The following is a 10,333-nucleotide window of genomic DNA, read 5'->3' on the forward strand; positions in this document are numbered from 1 at the left end:
CTAGTTGCGGTTGAGGCGCAGGCCAGCGCCTTCTACCAGCTTCTGACGGAAGTCGGCCAGGGCTTTTTCACGCACGTCTTTCAGCTCGGCCGCGGTTACTTTTTGGGCCGCGGTGCTGGGCTGAACCTCGGCTGCGGGCACGGCTTGCAGGGTTACTTTGGTGGCGCGAAACTGCTCCTGCTCGCTTTCCAGGGCCAGCACCACGCCGCGTTCGGGCGTGAGGTCGCGCACCGGGGAGTAGGTAAAGGGCAAGTCGGTGGTGAACCAGACCGTGTAAGTTTCCTTCTTGTAAGGCACCGTGGCTTTGCGGCAGGTGTAGCCGGCTATTTTTTTGGTTTGACCAGTAACCGTCCAGTTGGCGGGTGGGGCAATGGGCGCGTCGGTGCGGTAGGCGGTGGCGGCGTTGTCTTGCTTCACCGTGAGCACCGTGGTGCTGCTGCGGTTGGCCAAGTCGAGGAAAAGGGTTTCTTCGATGGGCCGGGCCAAGCTCGTAACCTGCGGCGCCGCGCCGGAACCGCCTTCCACGGTTCGCATGACCATGGCCCCGCCTTCGCGCTGCTCTTTGGCGTAGCCGTCGGCAAAAAGGAGCGTCATACCGAAGCTGCGCGATTCCGGAATGTCGGTGGGGAAATCGGGGCTGCCCGGCTTTACCGTTTGGCCGTTTATGACAAGTTGCACTTTGCTCAAGTCGGTGCGCAGGGTGGCTTCGTAGCTGATGCGGCCGCTGGTTTGGGCCACGGCGGCGGTGGCGGCCAGCAGGCCCACCGCAAATGAGCGCATCAGGTTTTTTGCAGCGTTCTTCATGGGGTTGGTGAGTAGGTGAATGGAACGCTGCAAAGCACCGGTATTTCATTGTAAAGTATTGTTATACTGTGTTAAATAGTGTTAACGCGGCAAAAGCAGTGGCCTGGGCCCGTACTTTTGTTTGGCCGGGCTATCCCGGTTGCATTCCTCATGAAACGTCGCATTCGCTCCATTTTCTGGTTGATGGTGGTGTGCATGGTGGGCATCAACGGCTTCCAGGGTTACTGGCTATACAATACCTATCAGCTCACGGCCAGCCAGTTTGCCCGCACGGCTCGCGAAGCCCTGGCCAGCGTGGTCCAAAACCATCAACTGGGCATTGCCCGGCAAACCATCGACCAAACGCCGGGGGCCAGGGACAAGCTCTTTGTGTTGCAGAACATAACCGAAAACGGCCAGTTTGACCGCATCGTGGTCCGGCGGCACGACACCGCCCGCCGGGAGGTGTCGCAGCTACGAGCCAGGGTCCGGGAAGTACAGGCCGATACCACTCCCAAGGGGGTCGTTATCCGCATCACTACCAACGGGGGGCGCAATCCGGATAGTGTGCAGAAAAACGTTTCGACGGCCGCCCGTCGCCTATCCAAGCTGCTGATTAGCAACTGGGGCAGCCAGCCGGTCAACCTGCCGCAGCTGGCAGCGAACTATCACCGCGAGCTGCGCCTGCGCGAGGTGGACGCCGCCGTAGTGCTCGATACCTTCAGCATGGCCCGGCGTCCCTCCGTTGGCCGGGCGCCGGCGCGCGCCGGGTTCAGCCTGCAAACGCCGCCGGTGCTACTCAATCCGCTCCGGGAGTTGTACGTGCGGGCGGCCTTTCAGCCGCCCACGTTCTACATTCTGCGGCAAATGGGCGGGCTGTTGGCGGGCTCGGTGCTGCTGCTGGCCCTCACCACGGGCTGCTTCTGGCTCATGCTGAGCACCATTCTGAAGCAGAAAAAGCTGTCCGACGTCAAGAATGACTTCATCAACAACATGACGCACGAGCTCAAAACGCCCCTGGCCACGGTGTCGGCCGCGGTAGAGGCGCTGCAAAATTTCGGAGCCTTAAATGACCCGGCTAAAACCCAGGCCTACCTTAGTATTTCGCGCACCGAACTCCAGCGTCTCTCCGACCTGGTAGAAAAGGTGCTCAACATTGCCATCGACGAGCGGCAGCCGCTGGAGCTGGCCCCCGAGCTGGTGCGGCCCGCCGACCTGGTTGCCGAGCTGGTGGCGCGTCACCAGCTGCAGGCCGCCAAGCCCGTGAAGTTTGACGTGGAAGTGGCTCCGACTGCCTCGGTACTGTTCGACCCGCTGCACATGGGCAACGTCATCAACAACCTCATCGACAACGCCATCAAATACTCCCGCGAGGTCGTCACCATCACCATCCGAGGGCGGCAGGAAGCCACCGGCTGGCACCTGAGCGTGGCCGACAACGGACCCGGCATTGAGCCCGGCTACCAGGAAGCCATTTTTGACCAGTTTTTTCGGGTGCCCACCGGCAACCTGCACAACGTCAAAGGTTTTGGCCTGGGCTTGTACTACGTGCGGCAGGTGGTGGAGCGCCACGGCGGGCACATTGTCGTGCACAGCGACCGGGGCCGGGGCAGTGAGTTCTCGCTCTGGATTCCGCAGCCTTAGGTAATCCGCCACAAGCTTTAAGCTGCAAGCTTTCGATGTGCATTTACTGTTGCACCAGGGCCTAAAAAAACGCCAAAACATGCCCACCATTCTACTCATCGAAGACGAACCCTCGCTCGGGCTCATTGTGAAAGACAGCTTGGAAAGCCGTGGTTTCACCGTGCAGTACGCGGCCGATGGCGAAGCCGGATTACACCTGTTCCGGCAGCAGTGCCCCGACATTGTGGTGGCCGATGTGATGATGCCCAAACTCGACGGCTTTTCGCTGGCCGAGCAAATCCGCCAGCAAAACGGCACGGTGCCCATCCTCTTCCTCACGGCCCGCTCGCAGCCGGCCGACGTGGTGCGCGGCTTCGAGCTGGGCGGCAACGACTACCTGAAAAAGCCATTCAGCATGGACGAGCTGATTGTGCGCATCAAAGCCCAGCTTTCGCGCCTGCCTGCCGTCGCGCCCGCGCCCAGCGGTCCGCTTGCCATCGGCCGCTACCGGTTCGACTACCCCAAGCAAAAGCTGCGCCTCGGCGCCCAGGAGGAAGCCCTCACCAACCGCGAAGCGGAGCTGTTAAAATGCCTCTACGACCAGCGCAACCAGGTATTGGCGCGAACCGCCGTGCTGCGCGAGCTGTGGGGCAACGACTCGTTTTTTAACGGCCGCAGCCTCGACGTATTCATCACCCGCCTCCGCCGCTGCCTCAAAGAGGACCCGCAGGTACAAATCGTGAACATCCGCGGCATCGGCTATAAGCTTGTTTTTTAGTTTGTCAGTTGTTCGTTGTCAGTGAATTTTTTGACCGACAACTGACAATTACCGCGTGAGGCCTGGGAACAGTACCCCGATGGCTGAAGCCAGGAAATTGACCCCGATGGCCAAAGTAATAAAGCCAATGATGCGCGCCATAGCTGCCATACCCGGCTTGCCGAGCAAGCGCGTGAGCCGCAGCGAGAACAGCAGAATAAGGAAAGCCGCTACCGCCACCAGGGCAAACCCGGCCACGGTCATGGCCTTATCCACGTAAGTGGGGCGAATCAGGCCGATGCAGATGGCCATGGAACCCGGCCCGGAAAGCATGGGCATGGCCAGCGGTGTGAAACTGATGTCGTCCTTCTGCTTGCTGGCTTCGAGGGCTTCGGGGCCCACCCGGTCGCGGTTGGCGCCGGGCGTGAGCAGCTCGAAGGCCGAGCGCATGAGCAGGATGCCGCCCGCGATGCGCAGGTGTTGAATGCTGATGCCAAAAAAGTTGAGAATGTACTGCCCGCCAAAAAAAGCCACGCTCAGGATGCACACCATGTAAATGCACGCCCGCAGGGCCGTTTTGGCCCGTTCCGATGGCCGGTCGTCGGCGGTGAGGGTGAGAAAAACCGGCATCGCCCCAAACGGATTGACGATGGAAAAGAGGGTGGTGAAGGTGGCGAGCAGAATTTCCATGGCGCGCAAAGGTATGGAAAGGCGCGGGGTGGAGGGAAAACCCGTATTTTGCCAACCCAACGGCGGCATTCAATCCTGCTCCGTGGCAATTCCCGTCCTTCTCCGCTTTGCACCTTATGATTCCTGATTCTTCCGCAACGGGCTCTTCTTCAATGCCCGACGATGACCGCCCCGCGCTCGAAACGCCCCTGGTTGGCATCATTATGGGGTCAAAATCGGATTTGCGCATCATGTCGGCCGCCTCCGACATGCTCCGTCAGTTCAACATTCCCTTCGAAATAACGCTCGTATCGCCGCACCGTACGCCGCACCGCATGGTGGAATACGCCGAAAATGCCCGCAAGCGCGGCCTGCGGGTGCTAATTGCCGGCGGGGGTGGGGCGGCCCACCTGCCCGGCATGGTGGCGGCTTTCACCACGCTGCCCGTTATTGGGGTGCCCATCAACAGCACGCTCTCCATTCAGGGGCTCGATTCGATTCTGAGCATGATACAGATGCCCAATGGCGTGCCCGTGGCCACGGTCGGCGTCGACAGCGCGGCCAATGCCGCTGTGCTGGCCACCCAGATGCTGGCAATCAACAACGCCCGCCTGGCCGACGCGTTAGAGAAATACCGAACCACGCTCAAGGACCGGGTGATGCGCACCATTGAGGAGTTGCGCAAGGGCGGTTTTCAGGACGATGTTTAACTTTTTGCTGCGCTTCAATGACTGATTTTACAGCTTTGCTACTCACCATTGGCCACTGGATAGTGTGGGTGGTGGGGGCGGTGGCATTGGTGGCAACCCTGCTTCCGATACTGCGCCAAACCGCGTGGTGGATTCGGGCGTGCGACTTTCCGCGCCTCCAGATTGTGGCTGGACTGGCATTCAGCCTGGTTGCCGAGCTGGCCTTGCCCGGCACCTCCAGTTGGGGGCACTGGGCTTTTGCGGCTAGCTTGGGCCTGGCCCTGCTTTACCAGGCCGCTCGAATCTGGCCCTATACGCCGCTGCACAGCCTGCAGGTAGCCCCGGCCACCCGCCCCGACGACGACGACGCCAACCACATCAGCATGATGGTGGCCAACGTGCTGATGTACAACCGCGACGCCTCGCGGCTGCTGGGCCACATCAACCGCCTGCGCCCCGATATGCTACTGGCCCTGGAAACCGACGACTGGTGGTTGAGCCAGCTCGAACGCATCGAAAAAGACTACCCTTACACCTGCCACGCCCCGCTGCCCAATACGTACGGCATGCTGGTGTTTTCGCGGCTGCCGCTGCGCGAGCCTCAGATTCGTTATATTCTGGATAACGACGTGCCTTCCTTCCACGGCTGCGTGGTGCTGCCCAGCGGCGTGTCCGTGAATCTTCACTTCCTGCACCCCAAACCCCCCGCGCCCCAGGAATCCAAGAGCAGCGCCCCGCGCGACGCGGAATTGCTGGTGGTGGGCAAGGTCATTCACCGCCAGGACGCCCGCCCGACCATCGTGGCCGGCGACCTCAACGACGTGGCCTGGTCCCACACATCGGAGCTGTTCCGTCGCATCTCGCGCCTGCTCGACCCGCGCATCGGACGCGGCCTGCTGCCCACTTTCCACGCCGACCACAAGCTGTTGCGCTGGCCCCTGGACCACGTTTTTCACTCTTCACACTTCCGCTTGCAGCGGTTGGAACGGCTTGCTCACATCGGCTCCGACCACTACCCCATCTACATTCGCCTGAGCTACGAGCCCGACGGCTGGCACGAGCAGGAAAAAGAGCTGGAACAAGCTGATGCCGACGACCACGAAGAAGCCGAGGAAAAAATTGTGGAAGGCATAGCCGAAGTCAACGACCCGGACTAACGCCGGAAATAGCCGGTAGCTTTTCCCTGACCAAAAACAAGCCCTTAAATAAGCACCAACCGGCCAAATGCCAGGGGCTTATTTAAGGGCTTGTTTTTTGAGGCGCGTTGCTGAAGCGGCCGTTGCGCCGGGAGTACGGGCTGCTTTGTTCGGGCGCTAGCGCCGGCTGGAGCCCGCTGCTCGCTTGGCCGTAACCAACTCAACGGGCGTGAAAGTGGTGGACTGCGTGACCCGGCCCACGGCGTTCACATACGTGGGCCGGATGCGCATGGTGAGGCGCCGCCCGGCCCCGGTGAAATCCGTGAGGCCCGCGGCGAAAGCGGCGGGCGTGCTGCCCGCCACCAGGCTGGGCGACACGTTCAGGTCGACTTCGATGGGCAGGGTGACGATGGCGCTGGATTCCAGCAAGGCGCTGGTGCCCGTGACGCCGCTGGTAAGCTCCTTGCCATCTAGCAATAGCGTATAATCCAACTGTTTAACTTGCAGGTTAATCGGGCTGGGATTGCGGGCGTACACGCGCATGCGCAGCTTCAGGGGCAAGGCATTGGCTTCTAGGGCCGTTTGCAGCTTCGCCTGCTGGTCCGAAGTCAGGTCCGAAGCCTGACGCACGAACAGAATGTCCTGCCCGCCCAACTCGGCTTCGTCCATAAAATTCAGGCGGTACTGAATTTTATCGTAGGCCTGGTTTTCCTGCGCCTCGACCGAGAGGTTGCTTTTCTTGGAGCTGGGCGACTCTTTTACTTGCTCGCTCAGACTGCATTGTGTGGTGCCAACGAGTAGCGCGCCGAGTGCCAAAATGTGCGCGGGGAAGTAGCGTGTTAGGGTTTTCATATAAAAGCGGGTAATAAAAAGCTAAAAATAGATGTTACGCACGAGTTAAGGCGTGCTTACGCGAAGTGAGGCGCGAAGGACGAAACCATGACCTTATTCCGGGGATTACTGAAAAGACAGGCCCTGGTTCAACGGGAAGGTACTACCCAGACGCGCACGGCAAACCAGCACACGAAGCTAATGATGCCCAGCACCATGATGCGCAGCCCATGCGCCCGCTCAGCCGCCGGATACGCCGGCACCTGCCGCCCATCGGAAAGGGTGCGCTTGCTGGCGTGCAGCTCCCAGCCGATGAAAATGCCGATTACGCCACCCAGCAAAGCCAGCAGGTAGCCCCAGATAATGCGCCCCTTGCTACTGCGTTCGGGCTGGGCATCGGCCGCCAGGCGGTGTTCCCGCAGCAGCCGAATGGCATCGGCCGACACGTCGCGCCCGCGCTGCCGGAGCAGCTGCCCGGCCAGAATCACGTCCAGGCTGCTCCATTCCAAAGGGTTGGTCAGGATGTTGAACAGTTCCACATCGGTAAAGCCGAACAGGTAATGGTCGGGGCTGAGCGTGGCCAACGCCTCGCGGTGGGCATCTTCTTCCAGGCGTCGTACCCACTCAAAATCGGGCCCGTGCAGGCTCACGACGAAGGTGGCATACGGGCGGTTGAAGGCCATCGTCGGGTCAAACTCCGGCTGGCCGGTGTCCACACTGGTTTCAAAAGGCACTTCGTGCTGCCGCAGCAACTCCAGAAACGGCTGGGCCGCCTGTTCGGAAGGAAAGGTTTGGTAACGTAAAAACTCAAACATATCGGGCGGTAGAAATCAGCGGGCGAAGAGTGCAAATTAAGGCGACAAAAAAAGGCCGGAAGCTTACGCCTCCGGCCTTTCCATGGCAAATGAGGGCTTACTTAGCCTCTTTGCCGTCTACTTCTTCGTAGTCCACGTCGGTCACCTGGTCGCCGGCGGGCTGGCCCTGGCCATTGTCGCCTTGCGGCTGGCCGTCGGCGCCGGGCTGGCCGCCTTCGGCGTACATCTCCTGCGAGGCGGCCTGCCAGGCGGCGTTGATGGCCTCCATGGCAGTGTCGATGCGGGCAATATCCTTCGATTCGTGCGCGGCTTTGAGGTCGGCCAACGCGCCTTCAACGGCGGTTTTGTTGCCACCGCTCAGCTTGTCGCCGTACTCTTTCAGCTGCTTCTCGGTCTGGAAAATCATCGAGTCAGCGGCGTTCACCTTGCCGATACGCTCGGTTTCAGCTTTGTCCGAATCAGCGTTGGCGGCGGCTTCATCGCGCATGCGCTTGATGTCGTCCTCGCTCAAACCGGAGCTGGCTTCGATGCGGATTTTCTGCTCCTTGCCGGTGCCTTTGTCTTTGGCCGTCACGTTCAGGATGCCGTTGGCGTCGATGTCGAAGATTACCTCAATCTGTGGCACGCCACGGGGCGCGGGCGGAATACTGTCGAGGTGAAACTTGCCAATGGTGCGGTTCTGGCTGGCCAGCGGGCGCTCGCCCTGCAATACGTGGATTTCTACCGAGGGCTGCGAGTCCGAAGCCGTCGAGAACGTCTCCGATTTCTTGGTCGGAATCGTCGTGTTCGACTCGATGAGCTTGGTCATCACGCCGCCCATCGTCTCAATGCCCAGCGAAAGCGGGGTCACGTCGAGCAGCAGCACATCTTTCACCTCACCGGTGAGTACACCGCCCTGAATGGCCGCGCCAATAGCTACCACTTCGTCAGGGTTCACACCTTTCGAAGGCTTCTTGCCGAAAAACTTCTCCACTTCCTCCTGAATGCGGGGAATGCGGGTCGAGCCACCCACGAGAATCACCTCGTCAATGTCCGAAGTCGACAAACCAGCGTCTTGCAGGGCCTTTTTCACAGGCTCCATCGAGCGGCGCACGAGGTCATCGGCGAGCTGCTCAAACTTGGCACGGCTCAGTTTCACCACCAGGTGCTTGGGGCCCGAAGCCGTAGCGGTGATGTAGGGCAGGTTAATTTCGGTTTCGGTCGAACTGGACAGCTCTACTTTGGCTTTTTCGGCGGCTTCCTTCAGGCGCTGGAGGGCCATCGGGTCGTTGCGCAGGTCGAGGCCTTCGTTGTCCGACTTAAACTGGTCGGCCAGGAAGTTGATAATCACCTGGTCGAAGTCGTCGCCGCCCAAGTGGGTGTCGCCGTTGGTGCTCAGCACCTCAAACACGCCGTCGCCCAGCTCCAGAATGGAGATGTCGAACGTGCCGCCGCCGAGGTCGTACACGGCAATTTTCTGGTCCTTGTGCTTCTTATCGAGACCGTAAGCCAAAGCAGCCGCGGTGGGCTCGTTGATGATGCGCTTCACGTCGAGGCCGGCAATGGCGCCGGCTTCTTTGGTGGCCTGGCGCTGGGCGTCGTTGAAGTAAGCGGGCACCGTAATCACGGCTTCGGTTACGGGCTGGCCAAGGTAATCCTCTGCGGTTTGCTTCATTTTCTGAAGCACCATGGCCGAGATTTCCTGCGGGGTGTAGTTGCGGTCACCGATTTTCACGGCTACCGTATTGTTGGTGCCGGGCGTGAGCTGATAGGCCACATACTTGCTTTCGGCGGATACTTCCGAAAACTGGCGGCCCATGAACCGCTTGATGCTGGCAATTGTGTTGGTTGGGTTGGTCACGGCCTGGCGCTTGGCCGGGTCGCCCACTTTGCGCTCGCCCTTGCCCCCGTCGAGAAACGCGACGATGCTGGGGGTGGTGCGGCGGCCTTCGCTGTTGGGAATCACAACGGGTTCGTTGCCTTCCATCACGGCTACGCACGAGTTGGTGGTGCCGAGGTCAATGCCGATTATTTTGCCCATGTTGGGTGTGTTGGTTATGTAAGAGTGGAATATGTCAGGTTGAAGCAGGCGTTGCCGCCGCTACTCCACGATTACAAGCAACGTACCAGCGTGCTTTTGGTGACAGATTGTCACCGCTTCGGGCCGTGCTGGCGGTTTGTACGACGGGGTGGCCGGGTTTGGTTTGGACGGGTACGGTATTGCTGACAAGAGTGCGGAAAAAAGGGGTAGAGTATCTTGTCGCCCGTTATGGAAGGTAAAATCCTGCTGATTCTGGACCTTGACGAAACGCTCATTCACGCTACGGCCACGAAACGGGGTGACGATTTTGCGTTTCAACTCTACCACTATTACGTGTACAAGCGGCCGGGCTTGGATGAGTTTCTTCAAGCTTGCGCGGAGAATTTCGACTTGGCGGTATGGTCGTCGGCCAGCGATGACTACGTGCAACAAGTAGTAGAGAAGATATTTCCAGCGGAGATAAAACTGTTATTCGTGTGGGGCCGCTCGCACTGCACGCCACTGGTTTTGCCGCAGATTGACGAATACGGCTATTACAATCTGGACGGGGCCAGCCACTACGAATATGCCAAGATGCTCAAAAAAGTACGACGGCTTGGGTACGATGCAACAAGGATTCTGATAGTGGACGACACGCCGGAAAAGGTGCGCAATTGCTATGGAAATGCCATCTATCCCAACCCATTTATGGGTAATCCTGACGATAAAGAAATAATGATTCTCGCTCAGTATCTGCATTCCTTGCGCGATGCGCAGAATGTAAGAAGCATCGAAAAGCGACAATGGCAGCATAAGTTTCTGCCTAGCGATAATTTGGAATAACAGAAGAAGTGATAGTGCCGCTTCTTAGCGCATCAGAAACGTCCGTGTCTGCTGCTCCCAGTCGGCCTGATAGCGCCTCCAGTGGGGCTCGTGGCTCACGGCGGTAAAATCCTGACAAGCTTTGATGGCCGACGCTACAACTCCTGCTTGCCGCGGCGGGGCACTGCCGGAGCCGGCGGTGCGCCGGC

General features: G+C 59.7%; 10 protein-coding genes. 5 read left to right on the forward strand and 5 right to left on the reverse strand.

What is annotated here, in order from left to right; genetic code table 11:
* Window positions 1-804: a GLPGLI family protein gene (locus tag GM79_RS19080; RefSeq protein WP_152560091.1), complete on the reverse strand. Its 804-nt coding sequence runs from the start codon at window positions 802-804 to the stop codon at window positions 1-3.
* A gap of 150 nt (window positions 805-954) precedes the next feature.
* Between GM79_RS19080 and GM79_RS19085 the strand changes: the two genes are divergently transcribed.
* Complete coding sequence (locus GM79_RS19085) at window positions 955-2,427, forward strand: sensor histidine kinase (RefSeq protein ID WP_035567113.1); 1,473 nt, start codon at window positions 955-957, stop codon at window positions 2,425-2,427.
* A 79-nt stretch (window positions 2,428-2,506) separates the two neighbouring features.
* Window positions 2,507-3,184 (forward strand): response regulator transcription factor, encoded by a 678-nt coding sequence (locus GM79_RS19090; RefSeq protein ID WP_035567134.1) that lies wholly within the window; start codon window positions 2,507-2,509, stop codon window positions 3,182-3,184.
* A 48-nt stretch (window positions 3,185-3,232) separates the two neighbouring features.
* Here the strand turns inward: GM79_RS19090 and GM79_RS19095 are convergent, their stop codons facing one another.
* Complete coding sequence (locus tag GM79_RS19095) at window positions 3,233-3,853, reverse strand: MarC family protein (RefSeq protein WP_035567114.1); 621 nt, start codon at window positions 3,851-3,853, stop codon at window positions 3,233-3,235.
* Between the two features lie 116 nt (window positions 3,854-3,969).
* Between GM79_RS19095 and purE the strand changes: the two genes are divergently transcribed.
* Both purE and GM79_RS19105 read left to right on the forward strand, forming a co-directional pair.
* On the forward strand, window positions 3,970-4,542 hold the full coding sequence (gene purE / locus GM79_RS19100) for a 5-(carboxyamino)imidazole ribonucleotide mutase (protein WP_235184117.1): 573 nt from the start codon (window positions 3,970-3,972) through the stop codon (window positions 4,540-4,542).
* A 17-nt stretch (window positions 4,543-4,559) separates the two neighbouring features.
* On the forward strand, window positions 4,560-5,678 hold the full coding sequence (locus tag GM79_RS19105; protein WP_072008671.1) for an endonuclease/exonuclease/phosphatase family protein: 1,119 nt from the start codon (window positions 4,560-4,562) through the stop codon (window positions 5,676-5,678).
* A gap of 156 nt (window positions 5,679-5,834) precedes the next feature.
* Here the strand turns inward: GM79_RS19105 and GM79_RS19110 are convergent, their stop codons facing one another.
* The 3 genes from GM79_RS19110 to dnaK all read right to left on the reverse strand — a co-directional run bounded on the left by GM79_RS19110 (window position 5,835) and on the right by dnaK (window position 9,323).
* Window positions 5,835-6,509 carry a hypothetical protein gene (locus GM79_RS19110; RefSeq protein WP_035567116.1) on the reverse strand — a complete coding sequence of 225 codons (675 nt, stop codon included), beginning with the start codon at window positions 6,507-6,509 and terminating at the stop codon, window positions 5,835-5,837.
* Between the two features lie 128 nt (window positions 6,510-6,637).
* A complete protein-coding gene (locus GM79_RS19115) occupies window positions 6,638-7,303 on the reverse strand; it encodes a hypothetical protein (RefSeq protein ID WP_035567118.1) in 666 nt (221 codons plus the stop codon).
* 97 nt (window positions 7,304-7,400) lie between these two features.
* Window positions 7,401-9,323 (reverse strand): molecular chaperone DnaK, encoded by a 1,923-nt coding sequence (dnaK, locus tag GM79_RS19120; RefSeq protein ID WP_035567119.1) that lies wholly within the window; start codon window positions 9,321-9,323, stop codon window positions 7,401-7,403.
* Between the two features lie 228 nt (window positions 9,324-9,551).
* On the opposite strand from dnaK, the gene GM79_RS19125 reads away from it, so the two are divergent.
* Window positions 9,552-10,145 carry an HAD family hydrolase gene (locus tag GM79_RS19125; RefSeq protein ID WP_035567121.1) on the forward strand — a complete coding sequence of 198 codons (594 nt, stop codon included), beginning with the start codon at window positions 9,552-9,554 and terminating at the stop codon, window positions 10,143-10,145.
* The last annotated feature ends 188 nt before the right edge of the window (window positions 10,146-10,333 follow it).

The organism is Hymenobacter sp. IS2118 (genome assembly GCF_000715495.1).
Classification (GTDB): Bacteria; Bacteroidota; Bacteroidia; order Cytophagales; family Hymenobacteraceae; genus Hymenobacter.

Bases quoted from the DNA above. Each gene is read 5' to 3' on its own strand.
- GM79_RS19080 (WP_152560091.1), bottom strand. From the start codon at position 804: ATGAAGAACGCTGCAAAAAACCTGATGCGCTCATTTGCGGTGGGCCTG.
- GM79_RS19085 (WP_035567113.1), top strand. From the start codon at position 955: ATGAAACGTCGCATTCGCTCCATTTTCTGGTTGATGGTGGTGTGCATG.
- GM79_RS19090 (WP_035567134.1), top strand. From the start codon at position 2,507: ATGCCCACCATTCTACTCATCGAAGACGAACCCTCGCTCGGGCTCATT.
- GM79_RS19095 (WP_035567114.1), bottom strand. From the start codon at position 3,853: ATGGAAATTCTGCTCGCCACCTTCACCACCCTCTTTTCCATCGTCAAT.
- purE (WP_235184117.1), top strand. From the start codon at position 3,970: ATGATTCCTGATTCTTCCGCAACGGGCTCTTCTTCAATGCCCGACGAT.
- GM79_RS19105 (WP_072008671.1), top strand. From the start codon at position 4,560: ATGACTGATTTTACAGCTTTGCTACTCACCATTGGCCACTGGATAGTG.
- GM79_RS19110 (WP_035567116.1), bottom strand. From the start codon at position 6,509: ATGAAAACCCTAACACGCTACTTCCCCGCGCACATTTTGGCACTCGGC.
- GM79_RS19115 (WP_035567118.1), bottom strand. From the start codon at position 7,303: ATGTTTGAGTTTTTACGTTACCAAACCTTTCCTTCCGAACAGGCGGCC.
- dnaK (WP_035567119.1), bottom strand. From the start codon at position 9,323: ATGGGCAAAATAATCGGCATTGACCTCGGCACCACCAACTCGTGCGTA.
- GM79_RS19125 (WP_035567121.1), top strand. From the start codon at position 9,552: ATGGAAGGTAAAATCCTGCTGATTCTGGACCTTGACGAAACGCTCATT.